The sequence below is a fragment of the Streptomyces sp. NPDC015661 genome (assembly GCF_043077765.1).
GTDB lineage: Bacteria > Actinomycetota > Actinomycetes > Streptomycetales > Streptomycetaceae > Streptomyces.
In genome coordinates, this window is the sequence record NZ_JBIBST010000007.1 from 193666 (window position 1) to 212462 (window position 18797).

An 18797-nucleotide genomic window follows, 5' to 3' on the forward strand; every position below is an offset into this window, starting at 1 on the left:
AGATTCTGCAGGACGAAGGGGGCCTTGCCGCAAGGCCCCCTGTGCGCTATATCTTGAGAGTGGCAAGGAGAGGTCGTCCCTCCTTGCCTTTCTGTTTTCCCGGGGCCGGGGGCCTCAGACGGTGAAGGGGCGCTGGTTCAGGAAGTCCGGGGCCGGGGTGCCGGTCAGGTAGAGGTTCGGGCTCTGGGTCGGGGGCAGCAGCCGCTGGATGCCCCGGTGGAAGGCCCGGTAGCCGCCCCGGAAGGCGCCTTCGTCCCACACCCGGAGCAGGGCCCCGGTGAAGGCGCCGTTGACGGCTCCGTCGGCGGCGACCTGGTTGTCCTGGCAGGCCGAGACGAGGAGCGCGTCGGGGGCCGCCCCGTCGGCGGGGCCGTCCTTGGCCAGGGTCCGCTGGAGCTCTTCGAGGTAGGAGCGGTCGCGTTCGTAGAGCCGGAGCTGCCACGGCTCCGGCATGTAGCGGCCGGTGGTCTCCTCCGCCGCGCCGCCGGGCAGTTCGATGCTGCTGCCGCTGTGGCAGCAGTCGAAGAGGGCGACGATCCGCACGCCGGCGGCGAAGGCGCGGAAGCTTTGCTGGACCTCGTCGTCGAGGAACTGGCGGTCGTAGAACACGAGGGTCTCGTCGAGCGCGTCGGGCTCGTCGTCGGAGCCCGTGACGTCGGGGACCTGACCGCCGTGGCCCGAGTAGGTGAAGAGCAGGATGTCACCGGGGACCAGGCGGGCGGCGGCCTCGTGGAGCACGGAGGTGACGTTGGCGACCGTGCCGTCCGCGGTGAGCAGGGTGGTGGCCTCGAATCCGGCGGTCCTGGCGAGCCGCGCCATGTCGTGGGCGTCGTTCTCGCAGGCGTTCAGGGTGCCGTCCCAGCCCTCGTATCGGGCGGGGTCGACACTGTTCAGTCCGACGTGCAGGGAGAGTCCGGTGGCCATGAGGTGCCTCCTCGTGCGGAGCGGAGGGATGCCGGGGCGGGGGGGGGACGCCGGGGCGGCGGGTGACGCCTGGGCGGGGGGGTGACGCCGGGGCGGGGATGCCGGGGACGGAGACGGATGCCTGCGGCGGGGGGTGCCGGGCGTCTGATCGAGTGGCCTGCGGTCCGGCGCCGAGCACGACCCTCTCCACGCGGTACTTACATCGTATGAACCCTTCCGATGCGCCGCTCCCTCCCGGCCGGCCGCCCACGGCCGAGCGCCTGGCCGCCCTCGCCGACCGCACCGGCTACGACGAGACCTTCCTCGGCCCCGTCGTCCCGCTCGCGCTCCCGGTCCGGTCCACGGTCGAGACGGTGATCCTGCCGTACACCCACTTCACCGTGGTCTTCCGGCCCGACCGGCGGCTCGCGGCCTCGACCGCGGTCTGCATCGAGGGCGCGCAGCTCCTGGAGGACGTGCCCCGGGAGGACGTCTGGGAGTACGATCCCCGGCTGCCGGAGGAGCAGCAGGCCGGCAACGACATCTACCGCAACAACAGCCTCGACCGGGGCCATCTGGTCCGCCGGCTCGACCCCGTCTGGGGCGCCTCGGCCGTGGCCTCCATGGCCAATACGGACACCTTCCACTTCACCAACGCCGCTCCCCAGGCGGACGTCTTCAACCAGGGCAAACAGCTCTGGCAGGGCCTGGAGAACTACCTGCTCGACCACGCCGCCGAGTACGACCGGAAGCTGACGGTCCTCACCGGCCCGGTGCTCCAGGACTCCGACCCGCCGTACCGCGGGGTGCAGGTGCCGATGCGGTTCTGGAAGGTGGCCGCCTTCGTCCAGGACGGGGCGCTGGCCGCCGCCGCGTACGTCCTGGACCAGAGCCCCGATCTGAGCCGGGACGCGGAGCGGGCCCTGGCGGGCGCGACGGCCGGCGCGCCTCCGCCGCTGGGGCCGTTCCGCACGTACCAGGTGCCCGTCTCGGACGTCGCGGAGATCACCGAGCTGGAGTTCGGGCCGCTGCCGGACGTGGACGTGATGCCGCCGACCCGCGCGCCGGAGGACCGCTGGCGGCGCCTGGAGTCGTACGAGGACATCGTGCTGCACCCGTGACGCGGACGGGTCCCCGGGCAGCGATTGCGACGGTTCCCCGCCGGTGAAACGATGAGGGGGGATCAGCCAGTTCGTCTGGCCTCGACCGGTGATGTCCGGTCACGACTGATCTCGTCAGGTCCGGCGCCGGAGCGACCGGCGCTGCGCGAAGAGCGCCGGGCAGGTGCGGTATGCCGCTCACCGAGACGGAGTGGGGGCTCGTCGCCAGCTGGGTGCGGGACCACCTCCTCGACTCCCCCGAGCCACGGGCCCGGCTGCTGCGCGCGGGCCTGCCGGCGGGCTTCGTCGAGGACCTGCCCCTCACCCCGGACCCCGTGCGGAACGCCCTGCTCGTGGTCGACGCGGCCCGTCGCGACATCGCCCACCAGCGGCGGCTGCTCTCCGTGCTCGCGGGGCTCGACGCGCTGGCCGCGATCGACGATCCGCACGCCTTCGAGCAGGGCGCCGAGGCCCGGAACCTGCTGACCCGGCTGCGGGAGGACGAGCAGCTGCGCCGGTCCCCCCAGGACCCGTTCGAGAGCACGCTCCTGAAGCACGGCACGGAGGTCTTCCTCGACCGGCGCGAGCTGCGCGGGAAGCTCCGGGAGTTCCTGGCCGACCCGGAGCAGACGGTGCTGGTCGTCGACGGGCCCCCGGACAGCGGGCGGTCCTACACGTACGAGCTGATCCGCCACCTGGGCCAGCACTGCGACTTCCGTCCGGTCCGGGTCACGCTCTCCCGCACGTCCACGGCGGCGCGCCTGATGCAGCGGCTCTCGGCCTTCGTGGCCGGTCCGGAGGCCGACCGGGTCCCGCTGGACCCCACACGGTTGAACGATCCACTGCCCTCCTTCGAGGACGCCGCCCACCGGATCGTCGCCCGCGCCACGGCCGCCGAGGAGCGCTTCTGGCTGGTCCTCGACGACTGCGACCGGCTCGACCCGCACTCGGACGTGTGGGACTGCATCGGCGTCCTCGCGCGGGCGATCTACGAGCACACCCCGGTGCGGGCGGACACCGTGCCGCGTCTGGTGCTGCTCGGCTACGCCACGACGATGCGGCAGCTCCCGTACGAGATCCGCAAGAACGAGTGCCGCGACACGACCCGCCTCGCCGACGAGGGCGATCTCCGGGACTTCTTCCGGGGGTTCTTCACCGACACCGCACCCGCCGGGGACGAGACAGCCGTGAACGAGCTCACGGAGACGGCCGTCGCCGAGGTGCTGCGGTCCCTCGAGTCCCCCGCGAACGGCGACAGTTACATGCGCAGGCTGTGCACGGCGGTGGAGGACGTCGTACGGCTCCACCGGGCGCTCCCCCCGACGGCACCGCCGCCGGGCGAGGCCGGCGAGGTGCTGCGCGACGCCCTGCGCACCAGCCTCGCCGCCCCCGCCGCCGCGCTGCCCGACCTGCGCAGGTCCTACCGCGAGGCCGCGTGCCTGCTCCAGGAGTTCGACCCGGCGCGGCTCAGGCTCCCGGGCGAGGAGCGGGCCACCGGGCGGGCCGTCCTGGAGCTCGTCGACGACTGCACGGCCCTGCCGGCCCCCGGGGCCACCGTGTGGACGCTCAAGCCCGAGATCCGCGACACGGCCCTGGCGGGCCTGGACGGCCCCGGGGCCGCGCTGCGCGCACTCCGGACCAACATCGACCTGCGCCCCGGGGGCCCGGGACCGGAACGCACGGCCCTGGACCTGCTGACGGGCGCGGGCCTGCCTCCGGCGGGTGCGCAACCGGCGGACCCCGGGCCGAACGCCCGCGACGAGGTCCAGGTGCTCTCCGACGCCCTGCAGGCCACGCTCTGGCTGAGCCGCGTCCCGGGGGTGACCGGGCTGCCCGACGTCGACGCGGTGCAGCACCGCCTCGAGCGGGCCCGGCTGCTCCAGCCGATGCGGCGGCTCGCCCGGGGGACCTTCCACGGCCGGACCGCCGAGCTCGACGCCCTGCACGCCTATGTCGCGCTGCCCGAGGAGCCTGCGGAGCCGCCCGTTCTCCTGCACGGCGTCGGCGGCATCGGCAAGAGCACCCTGCTCGCCAAGTTCCTCCTCGACGCGCTCGCCGCCGCCGCTCCCGCCGAATTCCCCTTCGCCTACATCGACTTCGCGCGTCCGACGCTCTCCATCCACGAACCGGCCACGGTCATCGCGGAGATGGCCCGGCAGCTCGGCGTCCAGCATCCCGCGCACCGCGCCGCCTTCGAGGAGCTCGCGGACGAGTGCGAGCGGACGGCGGCGCTCCAGCGCGGCGAACGCAACGAGCTCGACGAGCTGTACCAGCTGGCGGGCACCCGGGCGACGCTCGGCCGCGACTACTCCTCCGACTTCCACGCCCGCGCCAGCGCCCGCGAGCAGGAGCTCGCCCACCGGGCCGCCTCCCTGGTCGCCGAGGCGGTCCGCCCCGAGCCGGGCGCGTCGCCCCCGCCGCTGGTCGTGGTCGTCGACTCCTTCGAGGAGGCCCAGTACCGGGGCTCGCCCGTCATCGCCCGCATGTGGGCCGTCTGGACGGCTCTGCGGGCGGCCTACTCGCGGCTTCGGTTCGTCGTCTCCGGGCGGGCCCCGATCGACCATCCGGCCCGGGTGCTCACCCCGCGCACGATGGAGCTGACCGAGCTGGACCACGAGGCCTCCGTGGACCTGCTGATGTCCTCCGGGGTGGACGACGAACCGCTCGCGGAGGACCTCGCCGACCGGATCGGCGGTCATCCCCTGAGCCTCAAGCTCGCGGCCCGGACCGCCGTCGCCCTGGGCGCAGACTCCCCGTCCCTCGGCGAGCTGCTGCGCGGGCTGCCCTCCCGGCGCCGGTACTTCGACCGGCAGGTCGACCAGATGCTGATCCAGGGCACGCTGTACGACCGACTGCTCAAGCACATCGCGGAGGACGACGTCCGGGCGCTCGTGCAGGCGGGTCTCGCCCTCCGCTTCATCACCCCCGACCTGATCCGGGAGGTCCTGGCCGGGCCGGCGGGGCTGAACGTCGAGAGCGCCGCGGAGGCGCGGCGGCTCTACGGTCTGCTCACCTCCCGGGTCGACCTGATGGAGTCGGCGGGACCGGAGGCCATCCGGCACCGGACCGATCTGCGGGCGATCATGCTGCGCCTCTCGGACAGCGCGCGGACCGATCTGATGCGGGCCGTGGACCGGCGGGCCGTCGCGTACTACGCGGACCGCGAGGGCTCCCGGGAGCGCGCCGAGGAGATCTACCACCGGCTCCGGCTCGGCGAGAACCCCCGTACGGTGGAGTCCCGTTGGGAGCCGGGCGTCGCGCCCTACCTGGGCGGGTCGACGCACCGCGAGATGTCGCACCGCTCGGCGGCCTTCCTCCTCGGCCGGATCGGCGGGCACGTGCCCGACCAGATCATGACCGAGGCCGACCAGGAGGACTGGGAGCGGATCGCCGCGCGCGAGGTCGAGGACCTGCTCACCCAGGGGTACGTGGAGGCCGCGGCGCAGCGCCTGGAGGAGCGGCGGCCGTGGACGCCGTGCAGCAGGCTGCACGCGCTGCTCGCCGAGACGCTCGCCCGCTCGGGGCGGACGGCGGAGGCGCGCGAGGGCGCCGAGCGGGCCGTGGACCGGGCGGAGGAGGCGGGCTGCGCGGAGACCCAGCTCGAACTGCTCCAGCTGTCGGCGCGGCTGGCCCAGGACTCGGGCGACTTCACGGAGGCGGACCGGGACCTCCAGGAGGCGGAGGAGATCGCCGCCGGACTCGGGCTGCGCTTCGAGTCGCTGGGGGTGCTGGTCGCCCGCTCGCGCCTCGCGGCGCTCGCGGACGGCGACGCCGCGCCCGCGGAGAAGCGGCTCGCCCGGACCCTGCGCGGGATGCCGGACGCGGACCTGGCCCGGCAGCCCTCCCTGGCCCGGACGGCGGCGGCCACGGCGTACCGGGCGGACCCGAGGCTCCTGGAGCACACGCTGCGGCTCGTGGGGCTCCCGGCGGACGAGGAGGCGGTGGTCACCGAACTGGCCCGCTGGATCGACGCCACGCTCACCGACGAGCCCGGCCTCCTCCTGCCGCTGACCCGCATCCTGGAGTCCGCCGCCGGGGCGGAGCCCTCCCCCGGTGCCGGCCGTCCCGATCTGGAGCGGATCGAGCGGGACCTGCGGGAGGCGCGGCGGCGCGGCACCCTGGACAGCGTGGCCCGGCAGGCGCTGACGCTCCGGGACGGCAGCGGGGACCTGCTGCTCGGGGTGGCCTCCGCGATGGACGTGGGCCCGCCGCCACGCGCAGCCGCCGCGCACGGAACGAGCCCGGCAGGACACGGGGCCGAGCAGGGTCCCCGTACCGGCCTGTGGACGCGCCCGCCACCGAACGCCGCCGGGGCCGCGCTCCGGAAGGTGCCGTACCTGCCGCAGGAGGAGCTGGTCCGGGTCCGCAACGCCACCATGGAGGCCGGGCTCGCCGACCGGGCCCTGCGCCCCGCCCTGCTGAAGGGCATCCCGGGCTACTTCACGGCCACGCTCGAACCGCTGGACGACCCCCTGGAGCAGGCGCACGCCGACCTCAACGCGATGAACCAGGTCGAGCGCCTCCTCGACGGTCTGGTGCCGCTGGAGATCTGGCTGCACAACGCGATCGAGCAGACCCATGAGCAGGGCCCGCGCGCCGTCCTCCAGGGCGCCCTGGACGCGGTGGCCCGCGAGATCACCGGCGAGGCGGAGCTCCCGACGGAGATGATGCCCGGGGAGATGAAGGAGGAGATCGTCCTCCAGGACGACACCGTGCCGTACGAGTTCCTGCACGGCGGCATCCGGGCCGGCGCCTCCGTGGCGCTGCTGCGGATCCCGCCGTACGAGTCGGGCGCGCCGCTGCTGCCCTCGTACCCGCACGGCGGCACCGGCTGGATGATCGCCCCGGGGCTGCTGATCACCAACCACCATGTGGTGATGGCCCGTTCGTGGGAGTCGGGCGTCCGTCCGTACGTCAGCGACGAGGACCTGCGGCTCCAGGCGCTCATGTCGCGCTCCCGCTTCGACTTCGTCGAGAACGCGGCGGCCGCGCCGGAGGCGACGGCGGGCGAGCTCGAGGCCTGGGACGAAGTGCTCGACTACGCGATCGTGCGGCTCTCCGCCGGCCAGGAGGAGAGGCCGACGCTGCGGGTCGCCACCCGGCCGCTGCTGGTCCGCGAGCGGCAGCGGGTCCCGGTCAACATCATCCAGCATCCGGGCGGGCTGCCGAAGCGGGTCGCGCTGCGCAACAACCTGGTCTACCGGGCGGACGAGCACGACATCCTGTACTTCACCGACACCCGGGGCGGTTCCTCCGGCTCCCCGGTCTGCCTCGACGACTGGACGGTGGTGGGGCTGCACCGGGGGACGCGGAAGGTGGACGAGGTCGAGTTCCAGGGCGCCCGGACGCGGTTCGTGAACGTGGGCACCCAGATGAGCGGCATCCTGACCCATCTCCGGGAGTTCCGGCCCGAGTTGTACGAGGAGATCACGGCGGCCCAGTCGGGGCGGCCGGCCCGGGGGGAAGCGAACGCGAAGCCGAGGTGAACGACCATGCCGAACGGACCACGGAGCGTGTCGCCGGTGGCGACCGGAGCCGAGCGGATCTTCGACGATCTGCGGGAGGTCGCCGCGCGGGTGCGCGCGGGACTGGAGGCGGACATCGCCGAGTCCGCGCTCGAACTCCCCGCCGACGTGGCACCGGCGGTCGAGATCTCCCGCTTCGCCCGCGAGGAGCGGGCCCGCGTCCTGGAGGCCGGGGTCAGCGGCCTGGAGAAGCTGGCCGCGCACCGGGAGGACGAGCTCGACGGGGACGAGACCTTCGGCGTGGAGGCGATCGTCCTCCTGGAGGGCCGGCCGGCGATCCTGGTGCAGCGCCAGGACTTCGCCCCGCAGCGGGACGAGTGGTCGGTCCTGGAGCCGCAGCGGCCCGCGATCCGGGATTCGATCCTGCGGGTCGGCCGGGTCGAGGTCACCGGGCACCCGAGCCTGGACTGGATCGGCACGGCGTTCCTGGTCGGCCCGCGCACGGTGATGACGAACCGTCATGTGGCGGCGGAGTTCAGCCGTTTCGAGGGCGAGCGGTGGACCCTCGAGTTCGGGATGTCGGCGCGGGTGGACCCGGCGGAGGAGCTGCCCGTCGAGGGCGAGCCGCCCGGGCCCTCGGTGTCGTACGAGATCACCGACGTCATCGGCATCCACCCCGACGTCGACATGGCGCTGCTCCGCGTCGAGCCCTCGGCGGAGGACGGCCTGCCGGCGCCGCTCGCCGTGGCCGCGGACGGTCCGGCGGACCTGCCGGGCCGGCCGGTGTACGTGATCGGCTACCCGGCCTGGGACGGCCGGCGCAACGAGCCCGAGTCGATGCGCCGGATCTTCATGGACGTCTACAACGTGAAGCGGCTCCAGCCGGGCGCGGCCACCGAGTTCACACCCGGCGGCCTGGTGATGAAGCACGACTGCTCGACGCTGGGCGGCAACAGTGGTTCCCCGGTGTTCGACCTCGCCGACCACCGGGTCCTCGGGCTGCACTTCGGCGGCCGGTACCGCACGGGCAACTTCGCCGTCCCGCTGTGGGAGCTGGTGGACGACCCGCTGCTCGCGAAGGCCGAGGTCAACTGGGTCTGAGGAGCGGCTAGTCGGCGACGGCGTAGGTGCCGCGGGCGGTGGCGCCGTCGGGGAGGAGCCACTCGGCCGTGACCCGGCCGCGGCCCGGTCCGCCGTCCGCGCCGGGGCGCAGGACGCGCCGGATCCGGAGGGTCAGCGGTGCGTCCGTGCCGGTCTCGCGTACCTCCACGGCGGTGTGGTCGGGGCCTTCGGTGACCCGTACGAGCTCCGCGCCGGTCCCGGCGGGGTCGAGCGAGGCGGCGACGGTGGGGTCGGTCGTGTCGTCGACCGACTGGTGCTGCGCCTCGGCCCGGCCCGCGAGGAGGGCGTACAACTCGGCGACGAGCACCGGGTCGTGGGTGCCGTCGTAGATCCAGCGCGTGCCGAGGACGCCGTGCTCGGAGGTGCCGATGAGGGCGTGCTCGGCGCCCTCCAGGGGCGCGCCCCGGTAGGTCATCGGGACCAGGTAGGTGACCGCGTCCGGTCCGGTGCCGTCGGTGACCGCCATGAACTCGATGCCGACCTCGCCCGCGGGGTCGTCGAGCCGGAAGCCGCCCGCCTTGGCCGGGCTCGGCGCGTCGGCCCCGCCGGCGTACCAGGCGCGGCCGGGCAGCCAGGCGGTGAGCAGCTCCAGCTTGGTGGGCTGCATCGTGGTGTGGTGGATGACGGCCATCGTGCGCATCTCCCTCTGGACCTGGGGCGAAGGACCCTCGGGCGGGGAACCCGGGGCAAAGAACCGCAACCTAACAGACGGACCCGGTCACGATGCGGAGGTGTCCACGCCGACCTAGCCTGGAGGTGGAGTGTTGTCCCCGGCCGGCAGGAGGCCCGCCGTGAGGTACTCGCACACCCGGAACCGACGCGTCTGCGCGGCGCTGACGGCCGTGGGGATCCTCGTCGCCCCCGTGGGCACGGGTGCGGCCCTCGCCGCCGAACCCCCGGACCCCGCCGCCCTCGTGGCGACGGCCCCTTCCCCCACGGCGGACGCCGGGTTCCCCGAGCTCACCCCGGCCGTCGCCGCCCTTCTGGACCGGGCGGTGCGGGACGTGATGCGGGAGACGGGCGTCCCGGGCGTGACGGTCGGTCTCTCCGCGCCCGGCAAGGGCACGTACATCCGCTCCTTCGGCGTCGCCGACAAGTCCACGGGTCAGCCCATGAACCCGGGGCTCTACATGCGGATCGGGAGCGAGACCAAGACGTTCACGGTGACCGCCCTGCTCGAACTGGTCGACCGGGGCGAGGTGAGCATCGACGACCCGATCTCGAAGTACGTGGACGGCGTGCCGAACGGCGACCGCATCACCCTGCGGAACCTGGCGTCCATGCGCAGCGGGCTCTTCAACTACTCGGCGGACGAGGGTTTCTACAAGGCGCTCACGTCCGATCCGTACCGGCCCTTCACCCCGCAGGAGTTGCTCGCCTACTCGTTCAAGCACCCGGTCCAGTTCCAGCCGGGCGCCGAGTTCGACTACTGCAACACGAACCTGATCCTGCTCGGGCTCGTCGTGGAGAAGGTCAGCGGGACGCCGCTCGACGAGTTCGTCCGGACCAACGTGATCGAACCGGCGGGCCTGCGGCACACGGTGTTCCCGACGGACGCGGCGTTCCCGAGCCCGCACGCCCACGGCTACACCGAGCAGACCGCCTCGGGGCAGCTGGAGGACTCCACCGACTGGAACCCCTCCTGGGCCTGGGCGGCCGGTGCGATGATCTCCGACCTCCAGGACCTGCGGACCTGGGCCCGGGTGGTCGCGACCGGCACGCTGCTGACGCCGAGGACGCAGGCCGAGCGGCTGAGGACGTACCCCTCGGGCGTCCCCGGTGCGGGCTACGGCCTCGGCATCTTCAACATCCAGGGCTGGATCGGGCACAACGGCTCCCTGCCGGGGTACGAGTCGCTCACGATCTATCTGCCGGAGGCGAAGGCCACCCTGGTGGTCCTCCTCAACACGGACGTGCTGCACGACAACAACGAGCCCAGCACGCTCTTCGGACAGGCCATCACCCGGATCGTGACCCCGGACCATGTCTTCGACATTCCGGTGACGGAGCCGAAGCCCAGCCCGAGCGGCAGCTGACGCGCGTCCCCCTCTCCTCCCGCCACCTGCCTGATAATCTCCGCTTTGTCCTGGATGATCCCCGGCACTCCCCCGTGCCGCCGCAGAATCGGGAGCAGCAATGACCGGTGGACCCGAGCCCCTCAGCGCCGTCGCCCGTGCGGCGCTCGAGCGCGAGCTCGCCGAGCTGCGCACCGAACGCGAGGCCGTCGCCGTCACGCTGCGGGGCGGCGGTGGCGACGAGGTCGGCGACCGGGCGGACCAGGCCGACGAGTTGCAGCGCGCCGACGAGCTGGACCGGCTCGCCGCCCGTATCGACGAGATCGAGGGGCGGCTGCGCGAAGGCTCCGTCGCGGGCGCGCCGTCCACCTCCGCGGTCGGCGTGGGCAGCAGCGTGACCGTGCGGTTCGCGGACGGCACCGAGTCCACCGTCCAGATCGGCGAGCTCGCGAACGCCCTCGACCCGACCCTGGTCACCGCCGACAGCCCGCTCGGCCGGGCCCTGCTCGGCCACCGCGCCGGCGACACCGTCACGTACGAGGCACCCGAGGGCCGGACGACCGCGGTCGTGGTCTCCCTCGGCTGACGGCGTGCCGGAAACCGCCTCCCCCGGCGCCGCCCAGATCCGGGAGGCCGACCGGAAGGGCGGCCCGGGGCACACCGTTCTGCTCGCGCTGGCCCTCGCGGTGCCCGTCACCAAGCTGGCCTACACGGTCGGCGGCGGCGACGCCGTACGCGACGTGCTGGTCGGGATGGAGCCGGCGAACTGGCCGGACATCCTGCTCGGCATGGTGATCACGGACCCGCTCCTCGGGTCGGTGCTCGGCGTCGTCGTGTCCCGCGTGATCTTCGCCGTGTTCGCCGCGCGCGGGGCGGTCCCGCTCGGGGGCGGGACCGCCCGGGCCCTCCGGCGGGCGGCGCTCACGCTCGTCAACCCGGTCGCCGTGGGAGTCATCGACGCCTGTTTCTTCGGGCCTTGGTGGGGCCTCGCCACCGGGCTCGCCGCCTTCGCGCTGCGGCAGGGCGTGGTCGTGGAGTACCGCACGGGACGCCGCCGGCCGCACCACCGGCACGAGCAGGACCGGGCCGGACACGGCGAGTCCGGCTACCGGCCGCCCTCCTGGCTGCGCAGGGCCGCCGGGGTGGAGCAGTGGGTGGCGCTGGCCCTGACGGTCCTCGTGCTGCCGTTCCTGGCCTTCGTCTCGGCGCTCGACGGGCAGGCGTGGACGTCGATCGTCGCGTGCCGGGTCACGGACGGAACGCGGACCGAGAGCAACCGTCTGATCGAGCTGAGCCGCGAGGGCGACGGCGTGGTCGGCTGGAACCTGGACGCCGAGGAGATCTCCAACGGCCTCGGCTGCACCGGCGAGGAGAGCCGCTACGTGCGCGAGCCGTGGTGGCGGCGCTGACGGCCGCCCGCGTCAGCCGGTGACGATCCCGGCGACCAGGTTGATGGTGGTCGCCAGGATGCTGGCGCCGAAGACGTACGAGAGCAGGCAGTGCCGGAGGACGACCGACCGGACCGTCGCGCTGGAGACGTTCGTGTCGGAGACCTGGTAGGTCATGCCGAGGTTGAAGCTGAAGTAGAGGAAGTCGCTGTACTTGGGCGGGTTCGGGGAGTTGAAGTCGATCCCGCCGCCGGGCTTCAGCGCGTAGTAGAGGTACGCGTACCGGGTGGCGTACGTGAGGTGGAGTCCCGCCCATGTCATGAAGACGCCGCAGAGCGCCGTCGCGGCCGCCGCGTGGCTCAGGTCGGTGTGGCCGACCAGAAGCAGCACCACGATGGCGACGAGCCCGCTCAGGGAGGCCGCCACGACGAGGAGCTCCTCGACGAGGGGCCGGAACTCCTCGCGCCGGACGTTCCGGTGGGTCGTGGCGGCGTCCATGGGCCACAGGGCGATCCAGCCGCTGACGACGAAGAGGGTCTCGGCCGCGGCGATGCCGGCGAGGACGCCCAGCGGCGTGTCGGTCAGGGCGGCGACGACCGCCCCGGTCGCCGCGCCGGCGAAGGCCGACACGGTGAGCCGGGGCACGGCGCCGAGGAGGCGCGGGCCCACGCTCAGGGCTCCAGGACGACGACGGCCTCGTCCGTGTGGGCCAGGAACGTGAGGGTCTCCTGGAGGTACAGCTCGACGCTGCTCGCGTCGTGCGAGGTGTAGCCGATCGCCACGTCCTGGCCGAGGCGGAGCTCGAAGTCGCCGCCCCGGGTGGAGAGGACGAAGCCGCCGTCGAGGGCGGGCGCCCAGATCGGGGAGCCGTCGAGCATCCGGGCGAGGTGGGCCGCGATCGGATAGCCGTGGTCGGAGGTCTCGCTGACGGCCCGGTACTGGTCGGCGCCGAGCAAGAGGGCGTACGGTCCGTCGACTCCGGCGAGCCGCAGGGCGGTGAGGGCCCGGCTGACCGCGTCGGGGTAGTCGCGGGGTTCGGTCGGCAGCCTCAGCACCGGGTTGGAGCTGCGGCCGCGCAGTCCTTCGACCTTGGCGGCCTCGTACCCCTCGAAGACCATGCGGTCCTCGATGAGCGCCAGGGCGCGGGCCGCGTCCTTGACGGGCTGCCAGTCGGAGTCCTTGGAGCCGCGCTCGACGTCGTCGACGGCGGACCGGTCGACGGTGAACGGCACGCGGACCTCGACGAGGGGCCGTGCCTCGCGCAGCCGTACCGTGACGCCGGGCGCGGGCGCCGCCAGGTCGGAGAGGTGGCCCGTGCCGACGGCCGCGAGCTCCGGTCCCGCCGGGTCGGGGACGTCGACGACACGGCGGCCCGCGACGTTGCGGCGGAAGGTGCGGCGGGCCTCCTCCTCGATCTCGGCCCACGCCGCGGCGGTGATCGGGGCGAGTTCGCGGTGGAGGTTGCTGGTGGACTCGGGGGGCGTCATGGGGCCAGGGCTCCTTTCAGGCTGCCGATGCCCAGGGTCTCCCCGGGAGCCGCGGCGGCCGGCGGGGCGGGGAGGTCGTCGAGGAGGTCGGCGCTCGGCACGAAGAAGAGGCCGCCGGTCACGGCCCGGGAGAAGTCGAGGATGCGGTCGGTGGTGCCGGGGGGATCCCCGAGGAACATGTTGCGGAGCATCCGTTCGGTGACGGCGGGGGTGCGGGCGTAGCCGATGAAGTAGGTGCCGAACTCGCCGGTGCCGATCCGCCCGAAGGGCATGTTGGCGCGGAAGATCTGTTGCTGGACGCCGTTCTCGTCGGTGACCGTGTTCAGTGCGACGTGCGAGTCCGCGGGCTTGACGTCGTCGGACAGTTCGATGTTGGAGCCTTTGCCGCGGCCGATGACGTGCTCCTGCTGCTCGACGGTGAGCGCGTCCCAGGCCGCCATGTCGTGGACGTACTTCTGCACGATCACATAGCTGCCGCCCCGGAAGTCCGGGTCCTCGTCGCCGATGTGGACCGCGTCGGCGGCCGTCACGCCCTCGGGGTTCTCGCTGCCGTCGACGAATCCGAGCAGGTCGCGGTCGTCGAAGTACACGAAGCCGTGCACCTCGTCGACGACGGTGACCGCGGTGCCGAGGGCGGCCACGATGTGCCGGGCCAGTTCGAAGCAGAGGTCCAGACGCCGCGACCGCAGATGGAAGAGCAGGTCGCCGGGGGTGGCCGGGGCGTGGTGGCGGGGGCCCCGCAGGGGCGTGAAGGGGTGCAGCTCGCGGGGGCGGGGACCGCCGACGAGCCGGCCCCATCCCTCGGAGCCGATGCCGGCGACGCAGGTGAGGTGCGCGTCGGGGGCGCGGAACGCCACCGAACGGGTCAGTCCCGCCAGGTCCTGGAGCGCCTCCCGCACCGCGGTCTCGCCGCCCGGGTCGACGGTGGCCACCAGGAAGACGGCCGCACGCGCGGGCGGGGCGAGGACGGGCTGGGGTACGGCCATGGCACTCCCACGAGAGTTACATGAAAAGCGGACAGAAGGGACAGTGTCAGCGTAGGTGCGCATGATCCGGTACGCAGCCCGGCACACCGCCCTCCGGGGCGGACGGCCGCGGGGTGGCAGGCGCTCGGCGGCGGGCTTAGCCTGCCCGAAGGGGTCCCTGTGTCCCGCCATGCCCATGCGTCCGGCGCTGGGCGAGAGGGTGAAGCGCCTTGAGCACCGACCAGGACGAGAGCACCGCCCGGAACGCACGTGAACCCCGGGTCGGCCCGACCCCGGACGGCGAACCGGAATTCCATCCGTACCACCACCCGGCCGCCGGCTGGGGCGCCGCGAAGAGCGTGACGAACTTCCTGGTGCGCGAGGGCGCACTCGTCGACGGACCGCGCGCGATCATGCGGATGAACCACGAGAACACCGGCTTCGACTGTCCCGGCTGCGCCTGGCCCGACGACACCAAGGGCCTCCATCTGGACATCTGCGAGAACGGCATCAAGCACGTCACCTGGGAGATGACGCGCAAGCGGGTCGGGCGGGAGTTCTTCGCCGCCCACTCGGTGACCGAGCTGGCCGGGTGGAGCGACTACGACCTGGAGAACGAGGGCCGCCTCACCGAGCCGATGGTCTACGACCCGGAGTCGGACCACTACGTGCCGATCAGCTGGAAGGACGCCTTCGAACTCGTCGGCAGCACCCTGCGCGGCCTCGACGACCCGAACCGGGCCGCGTTCTACACCTCCGGCCGGCTCGGCAACGAGGCCACCTTCCTCTACCAGCTGATGGCCCGCGAGCTCGGCACGAACAACCTGCCCGACTGCTCCAACATGTGCCACGAGGCCAGCGGCCGCGCCCTCCAGGCCTCCCTGGGCACCGGGAAGGGCACGGTCGACCTCCAGGACTGGGAGACCGCCGACGCGCTGTTCATCTTCGGCGTCAACGCCGCCTCGAACGCACCCAGGATGCTCACCGCCCTCGCCGGGGCGTACCACCGCGGCGCACAGATCGTGCACGTCAACCCGCTCGTCGAGGCGGCCGCCACCCGCACCATCGTCCCGCACGACTTCACGGACATGGCCCTCCTCAAGACGACGAGGACCAGCACCCTGAACCTCCAGCCGCGCATCGGCGGCGACATGGCCCTCGTGCGCGGCATGGCCAAGGCGATCCTGGAGCGGTCGTCCACCGACCCGAAGGCCCTGGACCGGGAGTTCATCGAGCGGCACACCTCCGGCTTCGAGGAGTACCGCACCCTGTGCGAGGCCACGCCCTGGGAGGAGCTCGAACGGCAGTCCGGGCTGAGCCGGGCCGACATCCTCGAGGCCGCGCGCGTGTACGGGGAGGCCGACCGCTCCATCGTCAGCTGGTGCCTCGGCATCACCCAGCACGAGCACGGCGTCGACACCGTACGGGAGATCGTCAACCTGCTGCTGCTCCGTGGCAACCTCGGCCGGGAGGGGGCGGGCCCCTCCCCCGTGCGCGGCCACAGCAACGTCCAGGGCAACCGCACGTGCGGCATCGACCACCGCCCGAGCGAGGAGTTCCTCGACCGGCTCGCCGGGGTCTGCGCGATCGAACCGCCCCGCGCGCACGGCAAGGACACCGTCGCGAGCATCAAGGCGATGCACGACGGCGAGATCACCGTCTTCGTCGGCATGGGCGGCAACTTCGCGCTCGCGGCCCCGGACACCCCGTACACCTGCGCGGCGCTGCGCAATTGCGAGCTCACCGTCCAGGTCAGCACCAAGCTGAACCGCAGTCACCTCGTGCACGGCCGGCAGGCGCTCATCCTCCCCTGCCTCGGCCGGACCGAGAAGGACCACCAGCGCAAGGGCGTCCAGAGCACCTCCGTCGAGGACTCGATGAGCATGGTGCACCTGTCCTCCGGCATGAAGAAGCCCGCCTCGCCCCATCTGCTCTCCGAACCGGCCGTCGTCGCCGGCATGGCGCGCGCCGCGCTGCCCGACAGCGCCACCCCCTGGGAGTGGTACGTCGAGGACTACGACCGCATCCGGGACACCATGGCCCGCGCGCTCGACGGCTTCGAGGACTTCAACCGGCGCGTACGGCTGCCGCTCGGCTTCCGCATCAAGCAGCCCGCCCGCGAACTGGTCTTCCTCACCCCGTCCGGGCGCGCCGAGTTCTCCTCCGCCGAGCTGCCCGACGTGGTGCCCGCACCCGGCACCCTGGCACTCGGCACCATGCGCTCCCACGACCAGTGGAACACCACCATCTACTCCGACAACGACCGCTACCGGGGCATCAAGAACTGCCGCACGCTGGTCTTCATGAACCGGGCGGACATGCGCGAGCGCGGGATCGCCGACATGGGACGCGTCGACATCACGAGCACCGCGAGGGACGGCAGCCGACGGCATCTGAACGGCTACCTCGCCGTCCCGTACGACATTCCGCGCGGCTGCGCCGCCGGGTACATGCCGGAGATGAACGTGCTCTGCGCCTTGGGCGACTACAGCACCCAGAGCGACCAGCCGATCATGAAGCACGTCAACGTGACGATCGCGCCCGCCTCCTGATGTTCCATCACCCGCGGCGGACCAGCCGGTCGAGGAGGAGGTAGGCGCGCCGCTCCGCGGCGGCGAGCTCGGTGGGGTCGATCTCCGCCGGCCACAGCTCGCCCGCCGCGGCGTCGTCCGCCTCCCGCAGCTCCACCGCGGCCGCCGCGAGCCGCGTCTGGACGAGCGGGAACGAGGGCACGTCCCCTTCCTCCAGGGCCCGTTCGGCCCGCTCCGAGGCCGCCGCGCAGGCGGCGAGGGCGCGCTCGGCCCGTACGGCCGCCCGGTCGTGGACCACCATCAGCGCGCAGCAGAGCGCGACGCCGACGCCGAGCACGCTGCTCAGCGCCCGGTCCTGCACGAGCGCTCCGGCCGGCGCGGGCGCGGCCAGGTCGGTCAGGAGCAGGGCCAGCGGGGTGAGGAAGACGACGCCGAGGCCGTAGTTGCGGGCGACGACGTACTCCAGGAGGAACTCGAAGAGGACGATCACGAGGACGAGCTCCACCGGCCCGGGGCCCAGGGCGAGGACACCGAGGGCGAGCAGGAGGCCCGCGACCGTGCCCAGGGTGCGCTGGACGGCACGCTGGGCCGCCGTCCGGACGTTGATCGAGTGGAGGACGGCGGCGGCGGAGATCGCCGCCCAGTAGCCGTGCCCGAGGCCGAGGAGGAGCGCCGCCCCGCCCGCGATGCCGGTGCCGAGGACCATCCGCAGCGCCGGTACGAGGAGGACCGCCGCGCGGCCGTGGGCCGGTCCCGTCACCAGGGCGGCGGCCCGGAGCTCGGTGGCGCGCAGGGTGGTCGGAGCCGGAGCCCCCGGCCCCGGGCGCGTCCCGGTCGCCGCCGGGCGGGCGAGCATGCCGGCCTGGGCGACCAGGACGGGGAGCGCCAGTTCGGGCAGCAGGCGCGGGGCCCGCCGGCGGCGGCCGAGGAGCAGACGGACCTGGCGGCGCAGCGTACGGGCCAGGCCGGTGGGGTCGCGCGGCGCGCGGCGCGCGGAGCCGATGAGCAGCGACCAGCAGAGGTCGGTGAGCCGGACGCAGGTGTCGCTCCGGCCGGCCCGGTCGGCGCCCGACGGCGGCAGGACGCCGAGCGTGCGGTACGCCTGGAGGACGGCGGCGGTCGCCCGGTGCCGTACGGGCCTCACATCCCGTCCGGCGCCGCTCGCGTCCCACAGATCGGCGAGTTCGCGCAGGGCGGCCGCGACGGCGAGCCGCTGCGGGCGGTCCGGGTGCACGAGCCGGCCGGCCAGGGCGAGGACCCAGGCGACGGCCGCGCCGATCGCGGCGAGGCCCGCCTGGGGCAGGACGTCGGCGGGGGCGGAGGCGCCGTTGGCCGCCACCGCGAAGGAGAACAGCAGCAGCACCGCGCCGAGCCCGCCCAGCCGGGCCGCGTCGCAGGCGAACTTCGCGAGACCGGCCACCAGGGCCGTGGCCGCGACGGTCACGGCGGCGCCCGCTCCCCCGTCCCGGGGATGGGCCCAGGCGGCGAGCGCCGCGCCGCAGCCCACGCACGCGGTCATCGCCACGGCGACGACGGCGAGCACCCGGGCACGGCGCGCGTAGGGCAGATTGCGTCCGAACGTGGTGGTGAAGGAGCCCAGCATCGTGTAGACGGCCTGGTCGGCCCGCCCGGCGAGTGCCAGCGGCAGCGCGGGCAGCGCCATGGCGAGCGCGGCCCGCACGGCGAAGGACAGGGCACCGTCCACGCTCTGCAGGGCGAGCGCGCCCCTCGGGGACAGGGCGCGCCCCAGACGGGCGGCGGCGCGCCGCGGTCCGCCCGGCGGGCGCCGACGACTGGAATTCATGACCCGATCACCCTCGG

The 18797-nt window shown here is 73.5% G+C and carries 13 protein-coding genes; 7 read left to right on the top strand and 6 right to left on the bottom strand.

Annotated elements, in window-relative coordinates:
* Nucleotides 1–114: 114 nt before the first annotated feature.
* The gene (locus ACF07V_RS20335; protein ID WP_392155944.1) at nt 115–924 is read right to left on the bottom strand and encodes a caspase domain-containing protein; all 810 of its coding nucleotides are present in this window, start codon (nt 922–924) and stop codon (nt 115–117) included.
* Between the two features lie 206 nt (nt 925–1130).
* On the opposite strand from ACF07V_RS20335, the gene ACF07V_RS20340 reads away from it, so the two are divergent.
* The 3 genes from ACF07V_RS20340 (at nt 1131) to ACF07V_RS20350 (ending at nt 8569) form a co-directional block, all read left to right on the top strand.
* Nucleotides 1131–2024, top strand: coding sequence for a DNA/RNA non-specific endonuclease (locus ACF07V_RS20340; RefSeq protein ID WP_392155946.1), 894 nt, complete (start codon nt 1131–1133; stop codon nt 2022–2024).
* A gap of 170 nt (nt 2025–2194) precedes the next feature.
* Complete coding sequence (locus ACF07V_RS20345; RefSeq protein WP_392155947.1) at nt 2195–7489, top strand: trypsin-like peptidase domain-containing protein; 5295 nt, start codon at nt 2195–2197, stop codon at nt 7487–7489.
* A 6-nt stretch (nt 7490–7495) separates the two neighbouring features.
* Nucleotides 7496–8569, top strand: a complete 1074-nt coding sequence (locus ACF07V_RS20350; RefSeq protein ID WP_392155949.1) for a trypsin-like serine peptidase — start codon at nt 7496–7498, stop codon at nt 8567–8569.
* Between the two features lie 7 nt (nt 8570–8576).
* Here ACF07V_RS20350 and ACF07V_RS20355 read toward each other — a convergent pair whose 3' ends face one another.
* Complete coding sequence (locus ACF07V_RS20355; RefSeq protein ID WP_392155951.1) at nt 8577–9221, bottom strand: 1,4-alpha-glucan branching protein; 645 nt, start codon at nt 9219–9221, stop codon at nt 8577–8579.
* Nucleotides 9222–9381: 160 nt separating this feature from the next.
* Between ACF07V_RS20355 and ACF07V_RS20360 the strand changes: the two genes are divergently transcribed.
* The 3 genes from ACF07V_RS20360 (at nt 9382) to ACF07V_RS20370 (ending at nt 12014) form a co-directional block, all read left to right on the top strand.
* Nucleotides 9382–10626 (top strand): serine hydrolase domain-containing protein, encoded by a 1245-nt coding sequence (locus ACF07V_RS20360; RefSeq protein ID WP_392155952.1) that lies wholly within the window; start codon nt 9382–9384, stop codon nt 10624–10626.
* Between the two features lie 100 nt (nt 10627–10726).
* Nucleotides 10727–11191 (top strand): GreA/GreB family elongation factor, encoded by a 465-nt coding sequence (locus tag ACF07V_RS20365; protein ID WP_392155953.1) that lies wholly within the window; start codon nt 10727–10729, stop codon nt 11189–11191.
* Nucleotides 11192–11195: 4 nt separating this feature from the next.
* Nucleotides 11196–12014 carry a hypothetical protein gene (locus tag ACF07V_RS20370; RefSeq protein ID WP_392155955.1) on the top strand — a complete coding sequence of 273 codons (819 nt, stop codon included), beginning with the start codon at nt 11196–11198 and terminating at the stop codon, nt 12012–12014.
* Nucleotides 12015–12026: 12 nt separating this feature from the next.
* Here ACF07V_RS20370 and ACF07V_RS20375 read toward each other — a convergent pair whose 3' ends face one another.
* From ACF07V_RS20375 to ACF07V_RS20385, 3 genes are read right to left on the bottom strand one after another with little or no spacing between them, the layout of a single operon-like run.
* Nucleotides 12027–12668 carry a DUF1345 domain-containing protein gene (locus ACF07V_RS20375; protein ID WP_392156411.1) on the bottom strand — a complete coding sequence of 214 codons (642 nt, stop codon included), beginning with the start codon at nt 12666–12668 and terminating at the stop codon, nt 12027–12029.
* On the bottom strand, nt 12665–13480 hold the full coding sequence (locus tag ACF07V_RS20380) for a family 1 encapsulin nanocompartment shell protein (protein ID WP_392155956.1): 816 nt from the start codon (nt 13478–13480) through the stop codon (nt 12665–12667). The genes ACF07V_RS20375 and ACF07V_RS20380 overlap by 4 nt, the downstream gene beginning before the upstream one ends.
* The gene (locus ACF07V_RS20385; protein WP_392155957.1) at nt 13477–14466 is read right to left on the bottom strand and encodes a Dyp-type peroxidase; all 990 of its coding nucleotides are present in this window, start codon (nt 14464–14466) and stop codon (nt 13477–13479) included. Before ACF07V_RS20385 ends, ACF07V_RS20380 begins: the two co-directional genes overlap by 4 nt.
* A 209-nt stretch (nt 14467–14675) precedes the next feature.
* Here ACF07V_RS20385 and ACF07V_RS20390 point away from each other — a divergent pair, with 209 nt between their 5' ends.
* The gene (locus tag ACF07V_RS20390; protein ID WP_392155959.1) at nt 14676–16997 is read left to right on the top strand and encodes an FdhF/YdeP family oxidoreductase; all 2322 of its coding nucleotides are present in this window, start codon (nt 14676–14678) and stop codon (nt 16995–16997) included.
* Nucleotides 16998–17004: 7 nt separating this feature from the next.
* On the opposite strand, the gene ACF07V_RS20395 is transcribed toward ACF07V_RS20390, so the two are convergent.
* Complete coding sequence (locus ACF07V_RS20395) at nt 17005–18780, bottom strand: FUSC family protein (protein WP_392155961.1); 1776 nt, start codon at nt 18778–18780, stop codon at nt 17005–17007.
* Nucleotides 18781–18797: the final 17 nt, after the last annotated feature.